Source organism: Bdellovibrio sp. HCB2-146, assembly GCF_047345725.1.
In the GTDB taxonomy this organism is placed as follows: Bacteria; Bdellovibrionota; Bdellovibrionia; order Bdellovibrionales; family Bdellovibrionaceae; genus Bdellovibrio.
Genome location: NZ_JBLEQP010000002.1, coordinates 730,108 through 755,208, shown reverse-complemented (window position 1 = coordinate 755,208; position 25,101 = coordinate 730,108). Strand labels below are relative to the sequence as shown.

22 protein-coding genes are annotated in these 25,101 nt (G+C 45.2%); 17 read left to right on the top strand and 5 right to left on the bottom strand.

Annotated elements, in window-relative coordinates; genetic code table 11:
* Positions 1-87: 87 nt before the first annotated feature.
* From ACLWOR_RS14530 to ACLWOR_RS14505, 6 genes are all read left to right on the top strand, one after another.
* Positions 88-2,484, top strand: coding sequence for an HD family phosphohydrolase (locus ACLWOR_RS14530; RefSeq protein WP_413941492.1), 2,397 nt, complete (start codon positions 88-90; stop codon positions 2,482-2,484).
* The gene (gene ybeY, locus ACLWOR_RS14525; protein ID WP_413941491.1) at positions 2,481-2,930 is read left to right on the top strand and encodes an rRNA maturation RNase YbeY; all 450 of its coding nucleotides are present in this window, start codon (positions 2,481-2,483) and stop codon (positions 2,928-2,930) included. The genes ACLWOR_RS14530 and ybeY overlap by 4 nt, the downstream gene beginning before the upstream one ends.
* Before the next feature lie 314 nt (positions 2,931-3,244).
* A protein-coding gene (gene prfB, locus ACLWOR_RS14520) for a peptide chain release factor 2 (protein WP_413941490.1) occupies positions 3,245-4,385 on the top strand; the annotation gives its coding sequence in 2 pieces (ribosomal slippage) (positions 3,245-3,325 and positions 3,327-4,385; 1,140 coding nt in all).
* Entirely contained in the window at positions 4,382-5,611 is a 1,230-nt protein-coding gene (locus ACLWOR_RS14515; RefSeq protein ID WP_413941489.1) for an FtsX-like permease family protein, read from the top strand. The genes prfB and ACLWOR_RS14515 overlap by 4 nt, the downstream gene beginning before the upstream one ends.
* Positions 5,604-6,284 (top strand): ABC transporter ATP-binding protein, encoded by a 681-nt coding sequence (locus ACLWOR_RS14510; protein WP_413941488.1) that lies wholly within the window; start codon positions 5,604-5,606, stop codon positions 6,282-6,284. Before ACLWOR_RS14515 ends, ACLWOR_RS14510 begins: the two co-directional genes overlap by 8 nt.
* An 80-nt stretch (positions 6,285-6,364) precedes the next feature.
* Positions 6,365-7,195, top strand: coding sequence for a PilZ domain-containing protein (locus ACLWOR_RS14505; RefSeq protein WP_413941487.1), 831 nt, complete (start codon positions 6,365-6,367; stop codon positions 7,193-7,195).
* On the opposite strand, the gene ACLWOR_RS14500 is transcribed toward ACLWOR_RS14505, so the two are convergent.
* Positions 7,192-8,028, bottom strand: a complete 837-nt coding sequence (locus ACLWOR_RS14500; RefSeq protein WP_413941486.1) for a prolyl oligopeptidase family serine peptidase — start codon at positions 8,026-8,028, stop codon at positions 7,192-7,194. The genes ACLWOR_RS14505 and ACLWOR_RS14500 overlap by 4 nt on opposite strands.
* A gap of 192 nt (positions 8,029-8,220) precedes the next feature.
* Between ACLWOR_RS14500 and ACLWOR_RS14495 the strand changes: the two genes are divergently transcribed.
* Complete coding sequence (locus ACLWOR_RS14495; protein WP_413941485.1) at positions 8,221-8,907, top strand: hypothetical protein; 687 nt, start codon at positions 8,221-8,223, stop codon at positions 8,905-8,907.
* Here ACLWOR_RS14495 and ACLWOR_RS14490 read toward each other — a convergent pair.
* A complete protein-coding gene (locus ACLWOR_RS14490) occupies positions 8,904-9,998 on the bottom strand; it encodes an endonuclease/exonuclease/phosphatase family protein (RefSeq protein ID WP_413941484.1) in 1,095 nt (364 codons plus the stop codon). The genes ACLWOR_RS14495 and ACLWOR_RS14490 overlap by 4 nt on opposite strands.
* A gap of 261 nt (positions 9,999-10,259) precedes the next feature.
* Here ACLWOR_RS14490 and ACLWOR_RS14485 point away from each other — a divergent pair, with 261 nt between their 5' ends.
* From ACLWOR_RS14485 to ACLWOR_RS14440, 10 genes are all read left to right on the top strand, one after another.
* Complete coding sequence (locus ACLWOR_RS14485) at positions 10,260-11,069, top strand: hypothetical protein (protein ID WP_413941483.1); 810 nt, start codon at positions 10,260-10,262, stop codon at positions 11,067-11,069.
* Between the two features lie 131 nt (positions 11,070-11,200).
* A complete protein-coding gene (locus ACLWOR_RS14480; RefSeq protein WP_413941482.1) occupies positions 11,201-11,701 on the top strand; it encodes a hypothetical protein in 501 nt (166 codons plus the stop codon).
* Positions 11,702-11,934: 233 nt separating this feature from the next.
* Positions 11,935-14,331, top strand: coding sequence for an outer membrane protein assembly factor BamA (bamA, locus tag ACLWOR_RS14475; protein ID WP_413941481.1), 2,397 nt, complete (start codon positions 11,935-11,937; stop codon positions 14,329-14,331).
* A 56-nt stretch (positions 14,332-14,387) separates the two neighbouring features.
* Positions 14,388-14,888, top strand: coding sequence for an OmpH family outer membrane protein (locus tag ACLWOR_RS14470; protein WP_413941480.1), 501 nt, complete (start codon positions 14,388-14,390; stop codon positions 14,886-14,888).
* Between the two features lie 54 nt (positions 14,889-14,942).
* The gene (gene lpxA / locus ACLWOR_RS14465; RefSeq protein ID WP_413941479.1) at positions 14,943-15,767 is read left to right on the top strand and encodes an acyl-ACP--UDP-N-acetylglucosamine O-acyltransferase; all 825 of its coding nucleotides are present in this window, start codon (positions 14,943-14,945) and stop codon (positions 15,765-15,767) included.
* On the top strand, positions 15,760-16,686 hold the full coding sequence (locus tag ACLWOR_RS14460) for a Gfo/Idh/MocA family protein (RefSeq protein ID WP_413941478.1): 927 nt from the start codon (positions 15,760-15,762) through the stop codon (positions 16,684-16,686). The genes lpxA and ACLWOR_RS14460 overlap by 8 nt, the downstream gene beginning before the upstream one ends.
* Positions 16,686-17,837 carry a lipid-A-disaccharide synthase gene (gene lpxB / locus ACLWOR_RS14455; protein ID WP_413941477.1) on the top strand — a complete coding sequence of 384 codons (1,152 nt, stop codon included), beginning with the start codon at positions 16,686-16,688 and terminating at the stop codon, positions 17,835-17,837. Before ACLWOR_RS14460 ends, lpxB begins: the two co-directional genes overlap by 1 nt.
* Complete coding sequence (lpxK, locus tag ACLWOR_RS14450) at positions 17,834-18,862, top strand: tetraacyldisaccharide 4'-kinase (protein WP_413941476.1); 1,029 nt, start codon at positions 17,834-17,836, stop codon at positions 18,860-18,862. Before lpxB ends, lpxK begins: the two co-directional genes overlap by 4 nt.
* Complete coding sequence (locus tag ACLWOR_RS14445) at positions 18,825-19,709, top strand: lysophospholipid acyltransferase family protein (protein WP_413941475.1); 885 nt, start codon at positions 18,825-18,827, stop codon at positions 19,707-19,709. The genes lpxK and ACLWOR_RS14445 overlap by 38 nt, the downstream gene beginning before the upstream one ends.
* A 62-nt stretch (positions 19,710-19,771) precedes the next feature.
* Entirely contained in the window at positions 19,772-20,791 is a 1,020-nt protein-coding gene (locus ACLWOR_RS14440) for a DUF3108 domain-containing protein (protein ID WP_413941474.1), read from the top strand.
* On the opposite strand, the gene ACLWOR_RS14435 is transcribed toward ACLWOR_RS14440, so the two are convergent.
* From ACLWOR_RS14435 to ACLWOR_RS14425, 3 genes are all read right to left on the bottom strand, one after another.
* Positions 20,792-23,335, bottom strand: coding sequence for an FG-GAP repeat protein (locus ACLWOR_RS14435; protein ID WP_413941473.1), 2,544 nt, complete (start codon positions 23,333-23,335; stop codon positions 20,792-20,794). It abuts the gene before it with no gap.
* Between the two features lie 101 nt (positions 23,336-23,436).
* Complete coding sequence (locus tag ACLWOR_RS14430; protein ID WP_413941472.1) at positions 23,437-23,688, bottom strand: hypothetical protein; 252 nt, start codon at positions 23,686-23,688, stop codon at positions 23,437-23,439.
* A gap of 103 nt (positions 23,689-23,791) precedes the next feature.
* Positions 23,792-24,913: a cyclic nucleotide-binding domain-containing protein gene (locus ACLWOR_RS14425; protein WP_413941471.1), complete on the bottom strand. Its 1,122-nt coding sequence runs from the start codon at positions 24,911-24,913 to the stop codon at positions 23,792-23,794.
* Between the last annotated feature and the right edge of the window lie 188 nt (positions 24,914-25,101).

The window sequence follows — 25,101 nt, the reverse complement described above, 5'->3', positions numbered from 1 at the left end:
TTCCTATTGGAATCTCTCTCATTGTTATCACATATGCAGAGTGATTTCGACAATTATTGCAAAGCGAGTTAGCCTGGTAAAAGGACTATGCAACGAGGAAAAACTTCTAAAAATGGCGAGACGCCTGCGACTCGCGTAAATTACGAAGACCCCAGTCTGAAGTTTTTGGATTGGGTGGATTCTATTGGCCTGGAGAAAACTTTCTTCGGTCGTACACTCCAAACTCTGGAAGAGCGTTTGTACATCCGTCGTGGTGCAGTGGTCTTCCTGTATTGTGTTCTTCTTTCATACACCATCTTCTTTCAATTCGACATTCCATTTAATTTCGATGTCGGGGATACGGCAAAATACGACGTTGTTTCTCCGATCGGTTTTGAGATGGTCGATGAAGTCACCACTGAAGAAAAACGCCTGAAGGCTGAGTTCGCTGTTCCGATCGTTTACGACTACGATACGAATGTGTTTGAGCGTGTTTCGATGGGGCTTATTCAGTCATTCCGTTCGATGCGGTCCCACTATCGTGAAGTGACATGGTCGAAAACACCAGCCGCCTATCGCAAACAAGTTCTCGATTTCTTCCAGCATAAAAAACAATTCGAAAAAGAACTCGGCGTACCGGTTTCTGATTTTATGTTTGAATGGTTGGTCGACAATCGCTTTAGTCCGCGTATTGAAGCTGTCGTCATTCGCAATATCGAAAACTGGTTTGAGAGAAAAATCGCAGAAGCTCCGGACCGTTTCGTCACCAACAACCAAACCACAGTCGTGGCGAGAGTGGTGCACAGAAACAACCTGGGTAAAGAATTTAGCCTGGCAAAAAACGAAATCGTGGATCTGCAAGCCCCAGAGAACTTTGATCTGGAAGACAAAAAAGATCTTGAGCGTTTTAGCGAAAGTGATCGCGCCAATATTTTGTATTTCGCACGCTCGTTGCTGACGCCGAATTTGACTTTGAATAAGCAAGAAACAGCTTCTCGTCGTCAATCGGCACGTGATGCCGTTATTCCGGTGAATATCACAATTAAAAAGAATCAAACTATCATCGCACAAGGATCTGTGATTCAGCCGTTCCAAATGGCGATCATTCGTCAGATCGAAAATATCCGCGATGACAAACGTAAAGACGTGATGGCGATTTCCATGGCCATGATGTTGGCCGTTGCGATCTTAGTTTTCTTCTCGTACTTGAAGCGTTTTACTGTCAATAAAGTCAAAATCGATTTTAAAGACCTCAGCGTGATGATGTTGATCGCGTTTGGCGTTGTGCTCTTTACAAAAATTTATCTCTTCATCACAGACGCAGCCTTTGCTTCTAAGTTTGGCCACCTGATACCCGCGACAGCTTTCTTATTTGCGGCACCCGTAGCGGCGGGTCCGATGCTGGTGGGGCTTTTGATCACTTACGGCGAAGTCGTATGGCTCTTCACTGCGTTTTTGTCGGTGTGCTTGGGTGTGATGACGGACTATAACTTTGCGTTTATGTTCGTGAGCCTTGTCGGTGGTATCGCAGCCGCCCGCGGAGTTTATAACTGTAAAACAAGAAATGATCTGTACTGGGCGGGCGTTCGCACGGGTGCAGTTAATGCCTTGATTATTGCCCTGGTTTTGACAATGACTCGTTACGATCAAGACGGAGCTTGGAAAGAAATTCTCATTTCTATTCCAGCAGGATTTATCGGTGGTATTTTCAGCGCCTTGTTCTCGATGATGTTTATTCCGCTTCTTGAAACGGTCTTTAACTACACAACAGATGTTAAGTTGTTGGAGCTCAGCAACCTTAATCATCCACTCTTAAAGTCCATGATCGTGAAAGCGCCAGGCACTTATCATCACTCCATGATGGTGGGTTCGATGGTGGAGGCCGCGGCTGAAGAAATCGGCGCCAATCCGCTTTTGGGTAAAGTTATGTGTTACTACCATGACATTGGAAAAATGGAGCACGCTAATTACTTTATCGAGAATCAAAAACCGGGCAACAACCCGCACGATCATATTTCGCCATTTATGAGTAAGACACTATTGATCGCACACGTTAAAGACGGCGTTGAGATGGGAATGTCTTATAAACTTGGTAAGCCCATCATTGACGGTATCTTGCAACATCATGGGACGACGCTGATTTCTTTCTTCTATAACAAAGCTTTGGATATGAAAAAAGAAGACGGCCCGGAGATCAGTGATCAAGACTTCCGATATCCAGGTCCACGTCCTCAATTCCGTGAAGCGGCTTTGTGTATGTTGGCGGATAGTATCGAAGCGGCGGCAAGATCGCTTGATGAACCAACACCGGCGCGTCTGCAAAACATCGTTCGCAATATCACGCAAAGAAAGTTCTCTGACGGGCAGTTGGACGAATGTAATCTAACCTTGAAAGATATCTCTAAAGTTGAAAATGCGTTTATTCGTATCTTGCTGGGAATCTACCATCAACGTATCGACTATCCTCGCAGTGCGGGTGGTGGTTTGGGTGACGTCGCTCGATGAACATTCAAATCGTGAATCAAGCCAAAGAAGCTGTTCCTAGAAAGTTTGTGCAAACTTGGGGAGAGCTTCTTACTAAAGAACTCATCAGAAGAAAAGAAGTCGCAAAAGAGTTTAAAAATATTGAACTCACGTTGGTATTTTTAGATCCGCGACCGGCTAAAAAAATTAATCAAGAATTTCGTGGCAAAGACTATGCGACGGATGTGCTCAGTTTTGAGTCCATGACTCCTGAGTCCTTAGGTGAGTTGGTTTTATGTCCTGCAGTTTTAAAGAAACAAGCCAAAGAGCATGAGCTGACTTACAAAGTGGAGTTGGGCTACATGCTTTTGCATGGGGTGCTGCATTTGCTTGGTTATGACCACGAAACAAGTGAAGAGGACGCGAAGGAAATGTTCGGCCTCCAAGACGAAATTTTTGAAGTCCTTTTGAAAAAAATCAAGGCTTAGAACCGCCTCAAATACTCCTAAATTCGAATAGACCCGCAAAAAGCTGTCCAGCGAGGGGAAAGTTACCTTTTGCGCGCCTGTTTTTGTCGATTCTTTACGCAAATACGTTCAGAAACTGTGAGGAAGTGGTCGGTACGGCGCTATTTCGCAAATAGTCGAAGATAGGGCGAGTGGCACTGGGATTGAATAGTGTGAATTCACTAGCTCTCCAAGCTGTCGCCTCCGATGCCGTTCCCCCCTCCCTGTAAGTATCGGAGGCGTTTTTATTCTCGACGCCTTGACGCCGCAAAAAGCCTCACTATAAACTCTCCGCTATGTCTATTGTTACAGAGTCTTCTGAAGTTAAGAGTCGCATTCAATCTCTCGAGGTTTTCACCAAGGAACTTCGGGGGTATCTTTGACTTGGATAAAAAGAAGAAGCGTTTAGCTGAGCTGACGCTTCAGTCTGAGAATCCCGCTATCTGGGAAAAACCTGCAGAAATGCAAAAAATCAACAAAGAGAAAACTCTCTTAGAGAAAGCTGTCTCTGAGTTTGATGGTTTTATGGGTCGTTTAAGCGATGCCCAGGTGTTACTTGAAATGGCTGCGGAAGCGCACGATGAAGGCAGCTTCCAAGAAGTAAAAGCCGAAGTCGCAGCACTTGAAAAATTAGGCGAAGAGCTTGAGTTGAAACGCGTTCTGAACGGTGAACTTGACGCTAACAGCGCGTATCTTTCAATCAACTCAGGTGCTGGCGGAACTGAGTCTTGTGATTGGGCTTCGATGCTTCTTCGCATGTACATGCGCTATGCTGACAAGCACGGTTACAAAGTCACGATGATCGACATGACCGAGGGGGAAGAGGCGGGAATTAAATCTTGTACGCTTCTTGTTGAAGGCCCTTATGCTTACGGATATTTAAAAGCCGAGTCAGGCGTGCACCGCTTGGTTCGTATTTCTCCGTTTGATTCAAATGCTCGTCGCCACACTTCGTTTGCTTCAGTATTTGCGTGGGCTGAGGTTGATGACGACATCAATATCGAAATCAAACCTGATGATTTGAAAGTGGAAACTTTCCGTGCCAGTGGCGCCGGTGGTCAGCACGTCAATAGAACAGACTCTGCCGTTCGTATGTATCACATTCCTTCAGGTGTTGTGGTTTCCTGCCAAGTGGAGCGTTCTCAGATTCAAAACCGTGAGAAGGCTTTGAAGATGTTGAAAGCGCGCCTTTATGAAATCGAAGTCGAAAAGCGTAATGCTGAAAAGGACGCGATGAATGCGCAGAAAAAAGCCAACGAGTGGGGATCGCAAATTCGTTCCTACGTGATGCATCCTTATCAAATGGTCAAAGATCACCGCACAGACTTTGAAACAAATCAGGTAAACGATGTGATGGATGGTGATTTGGATGGCTTCATCATGGCTTATCTAAAATCACAAATTCAAATGCCGAGTGCTGAGGCCAATCCTTCGTGAATAATTCCTTAGCTTGGATCTCATGGCGACTTTTGATGTCCCGTAAAACTTTGTTTGGCGGGTCTGCACCCTTGTCACTTCTTGGTTTAATTTTGGGTGTGGCAGCTCTTGTTGCCTCTATGGCCGTGATGAGTGGTTTTGAATCCACTCTGAAAATGGCGATGGCCGATGTAACAGGTCATGTGCAAGTTGTGAAACGTTCGCGTGTTCCAGATGATTGGCGCGAGCTTGAGGGACGTATTCGTCAGGCAGAGCCAAGTTTGGTAACGTCTTCACGTTTTGTTTTTATCGAGGCTGTTCTAGCGCGTGAAGGAAAAATCTCGGGCGTCCTTTTGCAAGGCGTGGATCCAGATCGCATCAATCAAGTTTTGAACTTGAAGGGTCGCGTGGTAACGGGATCTGAAGATATGGCAGAGCCGACAGACGTTCCGTGGGCTTTGATCGGTAAAGGTCTTGCCAATCGCATGAATCTGAAGCCCGGAGATAATTTCCGCGTGGTGGTCCCCATTGCGGAGAGTTCAAATCCCTCCTCATTCAAAAGACAAGTGGGCGAGTTCCGAGTTCGTGGCGTTTTGGATTTAGGTAAATACGAGTGGAATGAAAGATTCATTATCACCAGTTTGCCAGCGGCTCAGACATTGGCGGAAATTGGGGATCGTTACTCGGGTTTGATCTTAAAATTCCAAGATGTCGACTATGCTCGTAAAGCTTCGTTTAATTTAACCAGCGTTTTGGGAAGTCCTTATTGGGTTCGTGACTGGCGTGAATCCAATGAAAATCTTTTTGAAGCTGTGATGGTAGAGCGCCCTGGAATTTTCTTTGTGATTTCAGTTATTGTGTTTGTGGCGGCCTTTAATATTTCTTCGACGTTGTTTGTGAATGTCGTGCAAAGATTTAAAGATATCGCCATTCTTAAAACCGTTGGTTTAAGCCGCAAAGACATCATTAAGATCTTTACAATTCAAGGATTGTTCTTGGGAATGATCGGAATTGTCGGCGGATTTATTGTCGGGCTGATCTTGTGCGTGCTCTTTAGTTGGGCGCAATCTCATTTGGGATTGATCTCAGGTGAAGTTTATCGCATCGACGGCATTCAAGTGAATGTACGTTTGATTGACTCGATCGCCATTATTATCACCACTCTGGTTATTTGTTTTATCGCGACTCTCGCTCCGGCTCGCCGGGGTGGACAGCTAAGCCCTATGGAAGGACTTCGAAATGAATGAGCAAAATGTTTTGTTAAAAGCTGTCGATATCCACAAATCCTACCCACAAGGTGCAGGGGAGTTAGAAATTTTGCGTGGAATCAGCCTGGACATCAAAGAGGGTGATGCATTTGCGATTTTAGGTTCTTCGGGAGCAGGTAAAAGTACACTTTTGCAAATTATGGGTACATTGGATCGCCCTAATAAAGGCGAACTTTATTGTGAAGGTCGTGACCTTCTGGCGATGAATGATGAAGAGCTTTCTAAATTTAGAAATTCTGAAATGGGCTTTGTGTTTCAGTTCCATCATCTTTTAGGTGAATTTACAGCGCTAGAAAACGTGATGATCCCATGCCGTGTGGGTGGTGAGTCGATTCGTGTGGCAAAAGAAAAAGCCATGCATCTCCTCGAATTCATGGGACTTGCGGAGCGTGCCGATCATTACCCAAATCAATTGTCGGGCGGTGAGTTGCAACGGATCGCCATTGCTCGCGCTCTTGTTCGTCATCCGAAAATTTTGTTTGCGGATGAACCTACCGGAAACTTGGATTCGATGAACGGTGGCAAGATTCAAGAGCTCTTTTTCCGTCTGAAAGAAGAGATGAAATTGGCGCTCGTGGTGGTCACTCATGACCTCACATTTGCAGCAAGATTTCCGAAAGTTTATAGAATGAAAGATGGTCTCTGGGTGTAGTTAGCCCTACGAATTCAAATGCTACTCGGGTTCTCTTTTTCACTCTTTAGAGACTAGACCTTAGGGCCGATAAGGCCTTTATGATTAGAGAGTATTTCCTTTCAAATAAAAAAGAAAGTGTCGGCCCTCTCTCTGAGGCCGACGTGATCAAAGGGATCCAAACAGGAAAGATCTCGCTGTTTGATATGATTTTGAATCAACAAACAGGTGAATGGGTGATGCTGATGCAGCATCCGGATTTTTCTGATTTGGATGAGGCTGCCACCGAAGACGAGCCTGAAAAAATGGTTGCAGGATTGATCTCGGAAGGTAGTTTCACAAAACCCATCGTAAAGTCTCCCATTGAGTCGAAAGAAATTCCCGAACTCGTGCCGGTGCAATGGTACTTCCTCGATATTCCGGGACAAGGCTATGGATATTTGCAGGCCCTATCTTTGATCAATAATAAAAAAATATCAGAGCATACACTGACTGCTCAGTCGCCTCAGGGGCCTTGGAAAAAGCTCACTGAGTGGGAGGAGTTTTCGGCTCAAGCGCGCGCTGATTTTAAAAAGAACAATGAGATCCATATACCCGAGTTGAACTTACGCCGTCGTTATCCACGTTTTATTTGTGGCAAGAACTTCTTGGTTCTAGCGTCTGATAAAATGTCGAGAATGTTTTGCTCTGACATTTCGCAATCAGGAATGTCATTGATTGTACGAACAGATGTGTTTCATCCTCACGAAGTGGTGACGGTGAAATTCAAAGATATCTTGGAAGACAATACCTTCGATGCAAAAGGTAAAGTTATTTCTATGCGCCGGGTGAAGGTTCCCGGCCACACAGGAGTGTTTATTCGTTATGGCGTGCGATTCACGCATATGACTTCAACAGGTCGACTGTTTATCGCAAGCTTGCCGGAGTACTAGTTCTCCGTAATAAATTTGACGATACTTTTTGCATCCGCAGCGCAGTGTCGGCCGTCCTTAACGGGCACCCATTCGGAGTGGTGCGCTTTTGATTTCAGAGCATTGAAAAGGGCGAAGGATCCTTCTTGAAAACCGTAGTCATCCTTCGTGCCGCACGATATGTACACCCGTGGAAGACGGACATCGCCTTTTGCCAAGGTGACGGGAGCATGCTCATTCCAGTCTTGAAGAGTGGGAAATTCTTGTCGTCCCCACTCCAGCATAAATGCAATGCGGTTGGGACTTGCGCCCGTGCGGCGAATATACGAGAGCACTTCGCTCTCGGATGAATAAGGACCGATTTCGGTAATCGCAGGACAGATTAAAAGGTATTTTTGAAAAGCATCGGGACGTTTTAAGAGAACTTGTGATGTGTTAAAGCCTCCCATCGAGGCACCCACCAAAATTTTTTTAGAAAAACCGATGGGTTTGATTCGTTTTTCGAGCTCTGGCAAAAGCTCATCCATGATTTTAGGAAATAAGAGGTAGCCATTTGGAACCGTGGTTAAGAGCCAGCCAGGTCCGAAAGAGACTGTGATCACCCAAGGATCAAACTTTTTGGCGGCCAGTTGTTTTTGCACGGTTTGAAGTGAAGGTTCGGTAAACCATTCTCGTTCGCTGCCACCGAGTCCATGAAAATAAACTAGCAAAGTGTCTGAATCGCCTTGGTTAGGAGCATTGGTGCAGTAATTTGCTTCAAGTTCACCCCACATTTTACTGTGGCATTCGGGAACAGCAGCTTGCGCAAGTGTTGCGATCGAAACAACCAGGATCGAAATCAAATAACGAAACATGAGGCCCCCTTCTTGAGCAATCTTCCCGGAGCATTTCTAAAAAAACAAAAGAAGAAGTGTGGCTTTTAATCCTGACACAAAATGACTAAAAAGTCTGCGCTCTGAAATGAGGCCTTGGTCGAGGAGCGTTAACAAGCTTGTGCTATTGACCGTCTTTGCGGGAGTGGCAAGATAATATCGATGGAGTCAAAAATGTCTTCTCTCAGAGTTTCTCTTTTGGTTTTGGGTTTCTTAGTTTCGGATTCAAGCTTCGCCGCTGATGATAAAGCAGTCGCCAAAGAAGCACAGGAAAAACAAATTTTGTTGGAACTAAAGCAAAGAGAAGAAGCCAAGCTCACTCCAGGAGGAATTCGTCCTCCGACGTCTTCGGAAAATACCGAGCTCAAAGAAATCGTGTTTAAAGACTTGTTGGTGATTCACGATAAAAGCATCGCGAAAGATGGTGGTGCTGCTGAAGTTGTTCCCTGTAGCGCAGAACTCGACGGCGAAACTTTTGGCTACATTCAACTTGATGAAAAAGTAAAAGCAGAACTCAATTGTGTCGATGATTATGCTGGCGGCATTTCCCTTGTCGTGAAGGGGAAGAAAGGCAAAAAGCAAACTGAGAAAATCGGTGAAGTTTTAGGTGATGCCGGGGAGTCTTTGGACACGCGCACTTGGATTTCTAAAAAAGATAAAAAAATCACGATCACCACAGTCTCCATTTCAAGTTATCAAGATGCGGATGCCGAAGACACGGCTCCGATTAACTGCGATAAAAAAGCGTGGTTGATAGAATGGGACGCCAAAAATCAAAAGCTCAAACGTAAGAGTATTGCTTATTCAGAAAAAGATTTTAAGTTTGTTCCAGCCGCACAAGTGGCTGCGAAGTGCCTTTAAAGTTCGATCTCAATTCCAATAGGTCTGTGGTCAGAAGGACGGTTCTCTCGCTCTTCAAAAGTTTTCGGTGGCGGCAGTTTCTGACCATTGGCATCCGTGTCAGCAATGACTTTCCCAGAAAGAACTTTCAATCCTGGAGCCAAAGCTAAAATGGCATCAATCTGGTTTGCTTCTGGTGGTTTTCCTTTTGGTGGGAAGTAATAGTGAGTGGCGCGATCTTGAATAGGTTGTTCCGTCATATCAAGAGTGTCTTTAAAGCCAAACTTAAAGAGGGCTGAGAACTCTGATGCGTTGTGAACGGAATTATTAAAGTCACCCGCAATCAAAATTGGAAAATCATTGCCATAGCGAAGTTGCAATTCATTGACGATATTCAGTGTGGCAATGACTTGTTCGCGACGAACCAGGTCCGTCGGTTTGTCACCTGGATCGGTTCTTTGTGATTTGTAGTGAGTTGCAAGAATGGCCATTTTGGGTTTCTCTAAAGATTGACCGCGGGAGTCTCTTTCATAAACAAGACCGACGGGAAGATCGCGCGAGAAAACAGGGCGGCCATTGGGGCCCTTAAAGTTTTTGTAGCTGCGCCATTCGAAGTTCACTGGCAAATCGCGTTTCACCAAAATCGCCACGTCAATACGAGAATCATTACCTTCGATCAAAAGTGGTTCGTATTGATGTTCAAGATAGTTTTCGTTGAAGCGACGAAGGGCTGCGATATTTTCAACTTCAACCACAATCTGAAAATCAGGATTGATTTCCTCAATGGCACGCGCATTTCCTTGGCGGCGCGCGCGCTCTTTCACAGCGGGAAAAGCTCCCTCGACACGGGCAGGAGCATGATCGTAGAGGTTGAGGATGTTGTAAGTTCCAACACGAAATGTTTTTGGCAGCGGAGTTTGGAGGCGCGGGTCCGCTTGATAATAAAGAATAGGTCCTTGCGCATGTTGGCCTTCCGTGACTGTTCCAAAGTGAGTCTGAAAACTGAAGTTTTGAGCGCAAGTTTCTTGAGCTTGAACTGTGATGCTAATGGAAACAATGATGCCAAGAACAACGAGTAGCATTCGAGTTTTCGCAATAAAGGGTCTTAGCATGTTTACCATCCTGGATTTCGGAACTTCAAACAATGTGCCCGAATCCTGACAAACCTAACGGGTTCTTAATGTTGGATTGCCAATTTATGTTGTGCTGGTGTCAATGCAGTCCGCAGAGATTTCGTCACCAAAGATTCTCCCGTCTCATTTTGAGACAAAGAGTTAAGGGCGTTATCGCTCTATTATAATAGGTCAGCGAAGAGGCGAGTGGCCCTCTCTTTGCTGTGTAAGTCTTTGATTTACTTTCAAGAGGGAGTTCTTATGAAAAATGTTTTACGCTTTATGATCAGCACTGTGGTGGCGGTCAGCTTCGTGGCCTGTGCAGATCCAAGAGATACTGACAAAGAACTCAAAGAACTGCGTGAGAAAATCAAAGCCGATGAGCGAGAACGTCAGGAAAATTTAAACCAAATGAAAAGATCAGGCGACGAGCTTGGTAAAGAGCTCAGTAAAACGCTGGAACTGCTTAATAAGGGCGGTCAGCCTCCGAGAATTCGTTTAGAAGGTGCTTTGATGGCGGGGGGAAAGTTGCATCCGCAAGTCGATGTGAAGATGATGGCGGGCTTTGCTAAAAATGGCGAACCAACAGGTATTGATCAAACGCGTGCCACGTTTGAAGGAAATGAAGTTTTTGACGACTCCTTGATTAAGAGTATGGTCGATAAAGGCACTTACGTGAACATTGGTTGTGAGTTGAGCGGGCGCAAGGATATCGAAAGTTTGACGGAAGTTGAAGTGTCGACATCGTTGGACGCTACGCAAGCTTCCGTGGCGTTCATTTGCGGCGGAAATGTTTCAAGTGATTTAAAACTTGTTGTTGGTAAAGCTATTTTTGAAGAAGCAAAGTTGAACATTTCAAGTGCTCTGGCGTTTGGAGTTAATATTAAGGCCAACGAAGTCGTTCTTATTGGATCAAATCGCATTCTTGCCAAAGCGGATTCTGTAGGTTTCGGCGAAACATTCGTGAGTCTTACAATCGGAGCGAACAAAGTCTCTGGCGAAGGAACGTTAGAAATCAAATCCGAAGGCGCCGACCAACCAATGCCGAATAAAATAGTCACAGAAAAATAAAATTGCCCATGACAGGCTGACTTCCTTCGTGGCGTCGGCCTTGCGTTAGTATCATCACAAGTAAATCACATCTTGAATCCCCCAAGGGCCCTCGCTATGATTTTCTCACCAAATCAAAAAGGGGCTTATAAATGAAGAACGTATTTGCACTCATTGTTGTTCCTCTACTTTTTTCTCAAACGGTTCAGGCAAAAGAAGATATCGGGGATATGGTCACACGAATTGATAGAGATTGCGTTTTGGTTTCTCAGTCGACGGATCAAGATGAAGATTTTAAAGAGCTTGAGTGCAAAGCCTTTGGTGGATTCCAACTTAAAATTTCGGGTTCAGAGGGGCGATTCAGTCCGAAAATTTCGCATTCAGGTTTTGACGTAACGCTTAAAGATCCTGATGCACCCCATGATATGGCGTCCAATGAAATCAAGTGGATTTATGCGCGCGAGTATTTTCCAAGTGGCGAAGGACGCTTGACGTGGCTGGGACTGATGTATGCGCTCAAAGTGGGGACTGAAGTTCAACACTATGGAGTGCGCCTGGAGAAGCGCATGAGCTGTGTCATTGCTATTTCACAAGATTCAACGGCTGTGATGAGAGCAATTTTAAATCCATCAACACCGTGCGAGCACTACTAGTGCTCGCTTCCATGACGCTCCCACTCTCATAATCCTCATTCGAGAAGTTCGTTGAAGTGCTTGATTCGCAAGCAAAATTCCCTTAACCCCGCGCGTCTTCTTTGACAGGACTTTGGTCTTACGTTACGATTCAGCGGTTAAAAGTTAAGTACTTAAAAAATCTAAAGATTTTTGAAAATGTCCCAAGAAATGTTTTTCGCACTTCAGGGACGTAAAGTTGGAGAGTTCGAACTTTGAGTAAGCTTCTTTGTTTATTGCTAATCACTTCTCTTGCAATGCCTGCTTTGGCTCAAAACGCCAAAAAGAAGGTGAGCGCAGGAGCGCAGAAAACTCCAGCCAAAGTCACGAAGGCCGCAGCTCCAGCGAAAGCCGAGAACCTGACGATCAAAGCCATCGAAGTGACAGGCAATAAAAAAATCGAAAAGGATGCAATCCTGGCGAAGATCACTTCTAAAGTGACTGAGGCTTATTCAACAGATGCCATTCGTGCGGATGTGAATGCGCTTTTTGCTCTGGGATATTTCAACGATATCGAAGTAGATCGTCAAATCGTGGGTAAAGAAGTTGTTCTGACTTATAAAGTGGTTGAGAAGCCTTCGATCACCGAAATTACATACGAAGGTAACAGCGAGTTAAAGTCTGAAGATATCGCGGACGCTGCAGGTATTAAAGCTTATCAACTTCTCAATATCGCCAAAGTTAAAGAAGCGCTGGAGAAGATTCAAAAACTTTACGAGGACAAAGGGTATTTCCTCGCAAAGATCGATTACGAAGTTCAAGAGATTACAAAAGACGAAACAGTTCGTTTGGTTTTCAAGATCCGCGAAAACGATAAAGTCAAAGTTAAGAAAATCACTTTCCTCGGAAACAAACACCTAAAAGACGGTGAGTTGAAATCCAAAATGATCACACAAGAGGGCGGCTTCTTTAGTGGTCTCAGTGGATCGGGTCAGTATAAGCAAGAAGCTTTTGAGCGTGACGTGCAAATCTTGCGTTTCCTTTATTACAACCAAGGTTACGTGCAAGCCAAGGTTGATCGTCCGCAAGTCACAGTGACGCCAGATAAGAAAAACATTTACATCACAATTCGTCTGGAAGAAGGCGAACAGTACAACGTGGGTGATGTTGATTTCGCCGGCGATATTTTGTTCCCGAAAGATGAGCTTTACCAAACTGTGAAAATTGATGAGAACGGTGTGTTTGCATACGATGTATTGCAAAAAGACATCAGTGAGCTCACAGCAAAGTACGGTGACTTGGGTTACGCCTACGCCAACGTTATCCCGCGCACTCGTTTCAATGATAAAGAGCGCAAAGTGGATTTGATCTTTGAATTCGACAAGGGTTCAAAAGTTTACTTTGGTAAAATCAATGTTATCGGCAATAGCAAAACGCGCGATAAAGTCGTCCGTCGTGAATTAAAAGTTCGCGAAGGTGAGCTTTACAATGAAACTCGTCGTCGTCAGTCTTTGGAAAATATCCAGCGTTTGGGTTTCTTCGAAGAAGTAAATTTCAAAACGACTGTTGATCAAGAGCGCACAGAAGTTATGAACGTGGATGTTTCTGTTAAAGAGCGTAACACGGGACAAATCCAGTTGGGTGCCGGTTACGGAACATCCCAAGGTTTCACTTTGCAAGGTTCCGTCAATCAGACGAACTTCTTGGGTAAAGGTCAAAACTTAGGTGCGTCTTTGAACTTGAGCGGAACGGGCAGCTACTACAGTTTGTCGTTCACAGAGCCTTACTTCAACGACACGGAATGGTCTATCGGTGGTGACGTCTATCAAAGTGCCAACACAGGAAGAGCCGACTACGATGAAGCACATACGGGCGGAGCGATTCGTCTAGGTCACCCTGTTGCAGAAAACACACGCGGGTTTTTGCGATACAAATATGATAAAGCCGAGCTTTCGGATCGTATCGAAAACGGTGTGAATATCACAGACCCAGACCTCTTCAATACCAAAGCGGCTTCTGGAGAAACGTCTTCGATCACAGGCACATTGGAGTTTGACACGCGTAATGACCGTTTCTCTCCAACAAAAGGTATTTATTCGAGTGCTTCTTACGAATACGCGGGCCTTGGTGGTACTAAGAAATTCACCAGAGGAAACGCGACGTTCCGATTCTTTAAGAATATTTTCTGGGACGTGACGTGGAGAAACTCTTTGCAATACGCGCGTATTGACGCTCTGGATGGCGAGGAAATCCCATTCAATGAATTGTACTTATTAGGTGGACCTTATTCCCTTCGTGGTTACCGCTCGTACCGTGTCGGTAAAATGAAATTCTCGCAAAAGGTCTACGATAGTTTGACCAGTGTGACGGATCCGCAACTACGTCATGATAAAGCGATGCGCTTCTACGGGGGCGTTCAACAAGCCATGTACCAAACAGAATTGCAGTTCCCTTTGGTTAAGGAAGCTGGCATCATGGGTGCTGGGTTCTTTGACATCGGTGCCGCGGACGACGTGTTAACTGAAGATAATTTCTTCGCAGACGTTGGTTTCGGTATTCGTTGGTACTCTCCGATTGGGGTGTTGCGTTTCGAGTGGGGCTTCCCGCTCAATCGTAATCCTCTATATCATGAAGCGACGGTCTTTGAGTTTTCAATTGGTCCAAGCTTCTAGTGAACCTTTGATTAGAATTTAAAAGTTGTAGGAAAATAATTAGGGAGGATTTTTAGATGAGAAATGTAGTACTTGCGTTGAGTTTGGTAATGGCGGCTGCAGTTGCAAATGCTGAGACTAAAATCGGTTTTGTAGATATGCAGAAAGCTATTCAAACAACAGCTGCTGGTAAAAAAGCGAAAACTGAGCTTGAAGGCGATTTCAATAAAAAGAAAAAAGAACTTGAGAAGAAAGAAGCTGATTTGAAAAAAATGGGCGAAGACTTGGAAAAGAAAAAGTCTGTTCTTTCTGAAGAAGCGCTTGGTAAAAAACAAGCTGAGTTCCAAGAAGAAATGTTGAAGTACCGTGATATCGTAGGCAAAAGCCAAGTTGAAATCCAAAAGAAAGAGCGTGAGTTGACGGCTCCTATCTTGGATAAAATGAAAAAAGTAATCGCTAAACTGGCGAAAGAAAAAGGTTACTCAATGATCCTAGAGAACTCGCAAATGGTTCTCTTCGCAACACCTGAGTCTGATTTAACAGACGAAGTTGTGAAAGCGTTCGAAAAAGAAAAATAGGTAAGTTTAAAGGGGCCTAAAAGGCCCCTTCTTGATTTTGGGAAAAGAAAAAATATGTCAAATGCGAAAGTTCATCCAAGCAGTATCCTCTCTCCAGAAGTTGAATTGGCGGACGATGTAGAAATTGGTCCGTACTGCTTGATTCAAGGTAAAGTTAAAATCGGAAAAGGCACGTTCGTTGAGGGACATGTCACTTTGGGATCCCGTCATGGTATCCTTGAAATCGGCGAAAACTGCCACTTTGCTCCAGGTGCCGTCATCGGTGGTCCTCCACAAGATGTGAGCTACAAAGGCGAGCCAACAAAGCTTGTTATTGGAAATAACAATAATTTTCGTGAATTTGCGACCGTGAACATCGGTACACCAAAAGGTGGCGGTGTAACAAAGATCGGTAACAACGGTCTTTTCATGGCGTACACTCACATCGGTCATGACTGTCAAATCGCTGACAACGTTGTGATCGTCAACGGTGTTCACTTGGGTGGTCACTGTGAAATTGCTGATAACGTCACAATTGGTGGTGTTTCGGCATTGAATCAATTTACTAAAGTCGGACGTGGTGCCTTTATCGCAGGATCTTCGATCGTAAATAAAGACATCCTTCCGTTCTGTCGTGCTCAAGGTAACTACGCAACAATTCGTGCAACGAACAAGATTGGTCTTTCTCGTAAAGGCTTCCCGCGTGAAGAGGTTGCGAACGTTCATAAAGCGATTCGTATCATCATCATGGGTTCGCACACAGTTGAAGAGGGTATCACACGTATTAAAGAAGAATGCGTGATGAGCCCTAACATTGAGTACTTCATTGATTTTATCCGTTCTTCTAAACGTGGTATTGCGGTCGACCGCAGTCCAAAAGGATGGCAAGACGATGACTAAGAAACTTCGTGGTGCAGTCGTAGGCGTTGGTTATCTCGGTAACTTCCACGCTCAAAAGTACAAAAACAATCCGAACGTCGAATTGGTCGGCGTTTGTGATGCTTTTCCAGCTCAAGCTGACAAAATTGGTAAAGAGTTGGGTGTTCCAAGTTTTCACGATCCTAAAGATCTTTTAGGTAAAGTTGACTTGGTAACGATTGCAGCGAGTACGCTCAGTCACTATGAAATTGCAAAAATGTTTTTGCAAAACGGCGTCCACGTCAACGTGGAAAAGCCGATCACAGCAACAGTGCCGCAAGCTGAAGAGCTTGTGGCTTTGGCTGAGAAAAATAATCTGAAATTGGCAGTGGGGCATATCGAAAGATTCAATCCTTCTGTTTTAGAACTTCGTAAACACATCAAAAACCCAACGACAATTGAACTTGTGCGTACAGCGCCTTACAAAACTCGTGGTGCTGATGTCAGTGTTCTGCACGATTTGATGATCCATGATTTGGATTTGTTGTTGTGGCTTACAGGTAGCGATATCGAAACAATGGTAGGGTCAGGCACAATGCTTGTCTCTAAAGAGCTTGATACAGCTTCTGTGACGATGCGAATGAAAAATGGCATTCACGGTATCATCACGGTTTCACGTGTGGCGACAACTCCACAACGCTCGATTCGTGTCACTCAGCCTGATTGCACGTTGTTTGCTCATACAGGTATTCACGAAATTGAAAAAGTGGAAGTAGGACCTGGTGGCGATCAATTAACGAAAGTCACAAAATGGACTGTTGAAAAAGCAGATGCTCTTCAGAAAGAGACAGACGCCTTTATCGACGCTGTTTTGAACAACCACGCGCCAGCTGTCACTGGTGTTGATGGTTTGCGTGCTTTACGTGGTATTGAAGATATCCAAAGAATGATTGAGGCCTAATGGATCAAGTCCTATTTGTCGCGGCGGAAGCCTCGAGTGTCACCTACGCGCAACGAATTCTTGAAACTTGGAAAAAACAAGGTCGCAATATTCATGCGTTTGGTGTCGGCAGTCAGGACATGGAAAACCTGGGCTTTGAGCGCTTAGGCAAGTCCGAAGAAATGGCTGTTGTGGGCGCTGCTGAAATCATCAGTGCTTATTCACATCTGAAATCAGTCTTTGATAGCCTGGTTGCAGAAGCTGAAAAACGTCGTCCTAAAGTGGCGATTGTGATGGATTATCCAGAGTTCAATTTGATGCTGGCTAAAAAGCTTCATGCTTTGGGTATTCCTGTTGTTTATTATATTTCTCCGCAAGTGTGGGCATGGCGTAAAGGTCGCGTAAAAACGATCAAAAAATACTGCAAAAAAGTATTCGTGCTTTTCCCATTTGAGGTGCCTTTCTATGAAGAGCACGGCGTTCCGTGTGAGTTCGTCGGTCATCCGCTTTTGGATGAAATGGACGATCGCCTGTTAAACGATAAAGAATATTTGAAAATTCACCGCAACCAATGCGGGATCGGGGATAATGAAATCGTTTTGGGTCTGATGCCGGGGAGTCGCCGTTTGGAGCTCAAACAGCACTTCCAAATTCAACTCGATACGGCTCGTATCTTGTCAAAAAAATATCCGAATCTCAAAATCGTGATTTTGACAGCACCCACATTCAGCAAAGAAAAAATGCAGGAGTATCTTGAAGACTTCCGCTTGCCGTATGTTTTGTTGAAAGATGAACCATTCCGCATGATTCACCTAGTGGACATGATGCTGGTGGCTTCAGGGACTGCGACATTGCAAGTAGGCCTGATGCAAAAACCTATGGTTATCATGTACAAGATGAAGTGGCTGACAGGTTTGTTTGCCAAGCTTCTGGTGCGTGGAACTAAATACTTCGGCTTAGTGAATTTGATTCTTGGAAAAGAAGCAGTTCCTGAAAGATGGCAAGGAGATGTGACGCCGGAAAATATGGCGAAGTTGCTTTCTCGCTATGTTGAAGAGCCTGAGTATAAAGCTCAAGTTTTGGCTGATCTTGCTAGCGTTCGATCTTATTTGGGCGATAAAGGAGCCACGCAACGTGTGGTTCGCGCTTTGGATGAGTATTTAACGAAATGAAATTTTACCTAAGACCTTTTTCCTTTTTTTACGATCAAGTCGTAGGCGTGAAGAACGCCCTCTATGATCGTGGCGTGATCGGCAGCTATAAAGCTCCAGTGCCAGTGGTGTCGATCGGGAATTTGACGGTCGGGGGCACGGGTAAAACTCCCATTACTGATTTCTGTCTGAAGCAACTGACCAAGGCGGGCTTTAAGGTCGCGGTTGTCAGTCGCTCTTACCGGGCACAGGCCAATGCTCCGTGTTTCGTGGATATCAAAAAAGAAAACGCAGCTGCGTATTATGGTGATGAGCCCGTGTTGCTTGCAAAAGCGAATCCGGCCGTTTCTGTTTTTGTAGGACCTAGCAAATGGAGAACAGTTCAATATGCTTGCTCGGAAAATTCTTTTGATTTGATTATTGTCGATGATGGTTTCCAACATCGCCGTTTGCAAAGAAATCTGAATATCGTGATCTTGGATGCGACTGAAGCTTTGGCGAACTATGAAGTATTGCCGGAAGGTCGTGCTCGTGAATCGTGGTCGGGATTGCAACGCGCGGATTTAGTTCTGATTACAAAATGCAACCAAGCTTCCAACGAAGATTTGGCAGCGTTGGAAGCAAAAATTCCTGAGGGAAAAGAAGTTTTGCATTTCGCGTATGATCTGCAAATTTTCCGGAACCTGGGAACAGGTGCTGAATTGACTCGTGATCAATTGCAAGACAAGAAGTTTTTCTTGGTTTCTGCAATCGCACGACCTGATGTCTTTGAAAAGATGATGCGAGACGTGGGGAGTGTCGCAAAAAACTCTTTGCATTTCCGCGATCACCATCCTTATACGGCTGCGGATATTGAAAATATCGTGATCGAGTATAAAAAATCTCAGTCCGAGTTTGTTGTGACTACGGAAAAAGATGCCGTGAAGTTGCAAAGCTTGCTCATGCGCCCTGAGATGTTTTGGGCGGCATCATTGCAGGTTACTGAATTAGGGCATAAAGGACGACTCTATGAAATTATTAGTCAACTTCTTCGTCCAACTGTTTAGTTTTATTTCCAAGTTTTTACCGCGACCTCTTTTGCGTTTCACTGGATTGTGGGCCGGGGTTTTGTGGTTTGATGTCTTTCGTTTCCGACGCAAAATCGTACTCGATAATTTGACGATTGCGTTTCCAGAGTGGGATGAGCAAAAGAAGGTCCAAGTGGGGCGTCAGTCGCTCTACAACATGAGTTATAATTTTCCAGAACTTTTCGCAATTCCCCATATGGATCAGGCGTGGCTTGATAAGTATGCAGTGTTTGAAGGCTGGGAGAACGTCGAGAAGGCGCGTGCTGCAGGCAAGGGTGTATTCTTTTTAACTCTGCATTTGGGCAACGGAGATGTTGCTGCCAATGCGATTGAAATGAAGGGGCAGCCCATTTACATGATCACCAAGAGATTTAAAACCAAGTGGTTTGATGATCTCTGGTTTGCTATGCGTGGAGCAAAAGGTGTGAAGTACATTGATGCGCACGGAACAAACAATGCATTTGAGATTTTAAAAGCTCTTAAAAAAAACGGTGCTGTGGTTTTTGTCTTAGATCAATTTATGGGGCGACCTTTCGGCATAGAGACGACATTCTTTGGCAAAAAAACGGGAACAGCCTATGGTCTAGCTCTTTTCGTGCAAAAAACCAAAGCTCCTGTGATTCCCATCTATACTTACGAGGGGAACGACGGGAAACTTCACATAGTTACAGAGCCAGAGATGGACTTAAGTTCTTACCTATCTGAAGATAAAGATCAGGCGATCTTACAGATCACGCAGGCTTTTAATAATAAGCTAGAGACGATCATCCGCAAATATCCTGAACAGTGGATGTGGGTGCATCGTCGTTGGAAGGATTTTCGGTGAGTTGCAGACGAGTTTTAGCACTTTTCAGTTTTCTTTTAATGGTGAGCGCATGTTCATCGATCATGAAGTATGAAAAAGCAGATCAACTGAAGAAGAATGAAGAGTTTGATAAAGCCGTCACAATTGTAAAACCAACGGAACCGGCCGAAGGCGAAACAACGACAGAGTCAACACCAACATCTGCCGCAACGCCAGCCCCAACTGCCGTGGCAACACCAGCTCCGGCGACAAAGGGTTCTCAAACAAAGAAAACTCCTCCTCCTACCAAGACAAGTAAAAAGAAAGGGGCGGCAACTGCGGTTACCTCCGCTGAATCCGCATCACCGGCGCGCCGTCAGCCCGAACTTGAAAATGATGATGACTTTACAGGGCGCCGCCCGAACAAGGATCCTTTCCGCGTTGGCGAGGAAGTTGTTCATGACGTTCACTACTTCAAAGTTTCTGCGGGTGAGTTGAAAATCAAGGTGGAACCTTTTGCGACCGTCAATAATCGCAAGTCCTATACCTTCGCGATTGAAATTAAAACTGTGGGCCTTTTCTCGAACTTTTACAGCGTTGAAGACCGTGTTGAAACTTTCGTCGATTACGAAGAACTGGTGCCGCGTGTTTTTCAATTGCACGTAAAAGAATCCGGCCAGTTGCGTGAAGCCAAAATGCTTTTTGACCAAGGTAAAGCGACGTATTGGGAAAAGAAAGTCACTAAAGATGACGGGGAAAAGGAAAAGAAACTTTCCTGGGATATCTTAGAGTACTCCCAAAATGTGTACAGCTCTGTTTTTTATATGAGAAACTTCAAATGGGAAACGGGGAAGGAATACTCGTGGCGAGTTGCGGACGACGAACAGAATCTCGTCTTCTCTGGTAAAGCGCTTCGTCGCGAAGTTTTACAAACGAAGCTCGGCCCCATGAAGGCGATTGTGATTCAGCCAAACATTGTGTTGAAGGGTAAATTTAAACCTATCGGAGACAATTTGATTTGGCTTTCTGATGACGATCGAAAATATATTTTGAGAATTGAAGCTAAAATTAAAATCGGTACTTTGATTTCTGAAGTCGTGAAAATCAATCCAGGTAAGCCTTAGTTACTTCGAATAGATAAAGGTCGCGCCCGCTTCGGTCACGTTGTTGGCGCCGCTGCTATCATAATCTTGCCCCAGAGCACCCACCGCCAAAGTGAGACCTTGCAAAGCAATTGATGCGCCAAAGTTATCGGCGGCAACTCTGGCGTTCGTACCGAGCGCTACGATCTTTTGACTGAAATCCCAAGAGCTTGATTGTTTTTTAAAGATATACGCGGCTCCGGCATTGGTTATCAGGGCAGCTCCGGCAGCATCATAATCCTGAAGCTTGGCACCGACAGCGACGCGTCCTTGAGAAATCGAAACGCTGCTACCAAAGCTGTCGGCCGCTTTTCTGCCATTGGTTCCCATCCCGACAATTTTTTGTTCCAAGGTCCACGTCGCGCCTGTTCTTGAGTAAATGTATGCGGCTCCGGCATCCGTGACGGAATTGCTGTTTGTTGCATCGGTGTCTTGTCCTGGAGCCCCAATAGCAATCGAATCATTTTCAATTGCAACACTATATCCGAAGGTATCAGATGCCACGCGCGTGACTGTACCTGCGCCCGCTAGTTTTTGTTGCAAGGACCACACACCAGCAGTGCGTGTGAAAACAAACGCCGCTCCGGCAAAAGTTAAAAAGCCTGTACCTGTTTCATCATAACCGTGTCCCGGAGCGCCGACGACAATGGAGTCTCCAGAGATCGCTACTTTCGAACCGAAGATATCTGAGGCAAGTCGTCCGTTTGTACCTTGGCCGACAAGTTTTTGTTGGAATGTCCAAACAGTTGAAGCACGAGCAAAAACGAAAGCAGCTCCCGCATCTGTTAAAAGATTGCTTCCATTCGCATCATATTTTTGTCCTTTGGCTCCGACCACAACGCTGTCTCCAGAAATTCCGACACTAACTCCAAAGAAGTCTCCTGACATCCGACCATTGGTTCCTGTGCCAACGAGTTTCTTTTGTAGCGTCCAAGTTCCGCCTGAACGAAAATAGATGTAGGCTGCTCCAGCATTTGTAAGTGCGTTAGCTTCGGTTGCATCATACGGATGGGAAGGGGCTCCAACGACCAAAGTGTCGCCGCTGATCGCGAGACTCTGGCCAAAAAGATCGCCGCTTAAAACGCCATTTAGTTTTTGTTGCAAGGTCCAAGCACCACCGGATTTGATGTAAATATAAACCGCACCGGCACCGGAAGATTCATTCGCCGCACCAGTTACAAGAGTTGTTTGATCTTCCGAAATTGCCACACTGGTACCGAATGCGGCAGAGATTGCATTGATAGATCGAGGTGTATTATCGGCAAGCTTGGTGATTTGCAAAAATGGCGGATCGTATTCGTAAGCGACACCCGCTGAGCAGGCCGAGGCGCCACCGCTTGAAGTGCTTTGCGCATAGTAACTATAAACGCCTGGTATAAACAGTGTCGGAAGTGTGACAGGCATTGAAGTGCCCGTTGAGCCCACGGTCATAATCTCATTCGTGCAAGCAGCGTCCGTAAAGATGCGAACTGTGTAGTCAGAATAGATATTAGACACTGTTATACTAGGTGTACTCACTGATGAAGGGGAGGTTGTATTTAACGTTAAAGCCGGTGCGACCGTTTGTACGGAAAAAGCCAAGCTTTGCCAGGCCGATGTATTTTGTAGGTTATCGACCACGCGGATATTCAGATAATAATTTTGATCCAAAAGATTGAGACCCACGAGTTGTCCATTGGTGCTTGCTCCGGCGTCTGTCCAATCGCGAATCTCGGTTCCGCCAAAAGAAGTTCCCAGAGAAAGTTGATATTTTAAAACACCCGAGCCCGTATCCGTCGCCGGTGTCCAGTTCATAAGAGGAGAGATATTTTTGGCAGTATAAATCACACTGTTTTGTAGAGTCGGAGCAAGTCCCGAGGTGTCAGGCGCAGTCGTATCGAGGATTGCGGTGTCTGAGATACAGCTTGATTCCAAGCCACTCAAATTACGGAAGCTTGCTGAAATCGTATGAGTGCCATCAGTGGAAGACGATAAAGCCCAATTGAGTTTGGAGGTGCTGTAAGTCTCCCAGGCGCCTCCGGTACAAGTCGCATCATTGGTGATTTTCATTTCCGTCGCGTCGCTTGCCGCAATGGTGAGATTCGGAGCAAGTGTTGAAAAATATTTTTGCGAACCGTTCACGTAGCCGACATTGATAGCCAGTAAACTCGCAACCGGAGCATTGAGATCGACAAAAACAGATTCCGTCACACACTCGGAACTTAAGCCATTGATTTTAAAACGGTAGCTCACGAATTTTTTTCCGCCCCCCGCAGACAGGGAAAGGGGATAGCTGTTCGCCTTGGCATACCAGGGCAAACCTTCGCAAGTAAGGCCTTCACCGATGGAGACTTCTGATACTTTTGAGCTGAGATTTAAGGTCGCAACAGTAGATGGCGTTGCGATATGTTTTTCACCGTTAACAATGACTTCATTTTCAAACGTGATCGTGCTTGAGAAAGTGGAGCGCAGCTGTGCGATGTCTGGCACCGCATCCGTGCAGGCAACAAGCGACAATAAGAATAAAAAAACCAAGCCGATCTGCAAGCAAACGTCCTCTGTTTGGCCTACTTATTATCGGCATTTTCTGGACGTTTATTGAGTTTTTCTAAATTGAGATGTCTTAAACTGAGACGCGCGGACCAGAGCTAACGGCAAACGCAGGTGACGTCACCATTGTTATCAGGTTTGCTTCTTTGACGGCAAAGACCACTGCCATAAGGAGGTTGTGGATCACGAATGCAGACGACACCAACGGGCTTGCCATAACAGTAGATATCGCTGTTACGTGCGCAGCGATACGCTTCGGGTTGTTGTTCGTCGAGAGTTAAATCGGAAAGGTCTTCTTGCGCAAAACTCATCAGCGGAGCAAGAAAGAAAAGCAAAATGATTTTTTTCATCGTGGCCTCCGTTGCAAAAAAAATTGAATTCAACAACGAAATGTTAGCACGAGAAAAAACAGAATGAGAATGTGATTCCGCAAAGCGTAAGAGTTTTTTAGAATTATTTGTTGGATTGTCGTGGATGGCGTTGCGAGTCTTTGTGCAGACGTTGCAGGGCCAGTTCTTCAATTTTTTTAGCAAGAATTAAGTTTTGCGCGAGCACTTGATAGAAATGATTTTGACTGATCTCTAGCAAGACCGATTCTCTTTGTGTGGTGACGGTTGCTGTTCGAACGCCGCCGCTCATTAAAAGTGAAATTTCACCAAAGCAGCTACCTTGATTCAGGATATTGATGTTCTGCCCATTTTGACTGATCACCACAGAACCTTGAATCAAGATATAACAAGAATTTCCGGCTTGGCCTTCGCGGAACAAAACCTGATGAGATCCTGTTTGGCAAAGGCGGCCTGAGAAAATCAATGAATCCAAACTGTCTGACGGCAGCGAAGAGAAAAACTCGGATGAAGTCAGAGCTTGTAAGACCCAGAAACGATGTTGCAGTGTCTGTGCTTTATCGGTTTTGATGAGCTGATCATATTCTGGCAAAAAAGGTATTTTCAAGACTTCGCTATCAGCAAGTGAATAAACGTCAGCGGAACGAGCTTGTCCCAAAAGAAAACCACGTTCACCAAAAAGAGAGCCTCCACCTAAAATGGCTTGGCGTTCTCGTTGAGAAGGACCTAGAACGCGATAAATTCCTAACTGACCATTAAGCAAAATATAAAGGTCGCGTGTCCGTTCGCCTTGTTGCAGAAGGCGAGTATGAGCTGCAACTTTTAAGATTTGTGAATTCTTGAGAAAGTAATCGGCTAGCTCTGGAGCGAGAGATCTTAAAAAAGGAAGATCACGAGACACCGTCACGCCCTTAAGGGGAGCAACTGTGGCGGAATCTTGTTGTGAGAAGTAGGTGGCGAAAGCTGAATTAAGAAATGCACCTTCTTGCAATAGAAAAAGAATCAATCCGTGCAGTTCGCGAAAACTCACCAGCCAACCTTGTCCGAGATAAAACTGCACCAAAGATTCCAAAGTCATGGCACTGCTGCGCAAGGCTTGGAGCATTGAAAATTGGTTTTGGTTCAATTGAAATTGTCGGCCTGAATGTTTAAATGAAACGACGCCACCCTGGGAATCAGGGGTTAGATCAATGGGGCGGAGTTGGATGATTTCTTTTTCAATCTTCACCAGCGTCTTATCGGTCGAGTGGGTGTAAAAAAGTGCAGGACTTCAGTCAGGACTGATGCCCGGCCTTGGGCCAGATTGTCGAGAGCAAGTCCCTTGTCCAAAGCTCTTTCGTTAGAATGAAGAAATGCCAGTGATTGGATGTCGTCATTTCTCAGGTTATAAGCCGTGCTTTCGCTCCACTTCTTGCG

Excerpts from the sequence above, each read along its gene's own strand:
- ACLWOR_RS14530 (WP_413941492.1), top strand. The coding sequence starts at position 88 with ATGCAACGAGGAAAAACTTCTAAAAATGGCGAGACGCCTGCGACTCGC.
- ACLWOR_RS14510 (WP_413941488.1), top strand. The coding sequence starts at position 5,604 with ATGAATGAGCAAAATGTTTTGTTAAAAGCTGTCGATATCCACAAATCC.
- lpxB (WP_413941477.1), top strand. The coding sequence starts at position 16,686 with ATGGATCAAGTCCTATTTGTCGCGGCGGAAGCCTCGAGTGTCACCTAC.
- ACLWOR_RS14430 (WP_413941472.1), bottom strand. The coding sequence starts at position 23,688 with ATGAAAAAAATCATTTTGCTTTTCTTTCTTGCTCCGCTGATGAGTTTT.
- ybeY (WP_413941491.1), top strand. The coding sequence starts at position 2,481 with ATGAACATTCAAATCGTGAATCAAGCCAAAGAAGCTGTTCCTAGAAAG.
- ACLWOR_RS14495 (WP_413941485.1), top strand. The coding sequence starts at position 8,221 with ATGTCTTCTCTCAGAGTTTCTCTTTTGGTTTTGGGTTTCTTAGTTTCG.
- ACLWOR_RS14480 (WP_413941482.1), top strand. The coding sequence starts at position 11,201 with ATGAAGAACGTATTTGCACTCATTGTTGTTCCTCTACTTTTTTCTCAA.
- ACLWOR_RS14470 (WP_413941480.1), top strand. The coding sequence starts at position 14,388 with ATGAGAAATGTAGTACTTGCGTTGAGTTTGGTAATGGCGGCTGCAGTT.
- ACLWOR_RS14460 (WP_413941478.1), top strand. The coding sequence starts at position 15,760 with ATGACTAAGAAACTTCGTGGTGCAGTCGTAGGCGTTGGTTATCTCGGT.
- lpxK (WP_413941476.1), top strand. The coding sequence starts at position 17,834 with ATGAAATTTTACCTAAGACCTTTTTCCTTTTTTTACGATCAAGTCGTA.
- ACLWOR_RS14440 (WP_413941474.1), top strand. The coding sequence starts at position 19,772 with ATGAAGTATGAAAAAGCAGATCAACTGAAGAAGAATGAAGAGTTTGAT.
- ACLWOR_RS14500 (WP_413941486.1), bottom strand. The coding sequence starts at position 8,028 with ATGTTTCGTTATTTGATTTCGATCCTGGTTGTTTCGATCGCAACACTT.
- ACLWOR_RS14505 (WP_413941487.1), top strand. The coding sequence starts at position 6,365 with ATGATTAGAGAGTATTTCCTTTCAAATAAAAAAGAAAGTGTCGGCCCT.
- ACLWOR_RS14485 (WP_413941483.1), top strand. The coding sequence starts at position 10,260 with ATGAAAAATGTTTTACGCTTTATGATCAGCACTGTGGTGGCGGTCAGC.
- lpxA (WP_413941479.1), top strand. The coding sequence starts at position 14,943 with ATGTCAAATGCGAAAGTTCATCCAAGCAGTATCCTCTCTCCAGAAGTT.
- ACLWOR_RS14490 (WP_413941484.1), bottom strand. The coding sequence starts at position 9,998 with ATGCTAAGACCCTTTATTGCGAAAACTCGAATGCTACTCGTTGTTCTT.
- ACLWOR_RS14445 (WP_413941475.1), top strand. The coding sequence starts at position 18,825 with ATGAAATTATTAGTCAACTTCTTCGTCCAACTGTTTAGTTTTATTTCC.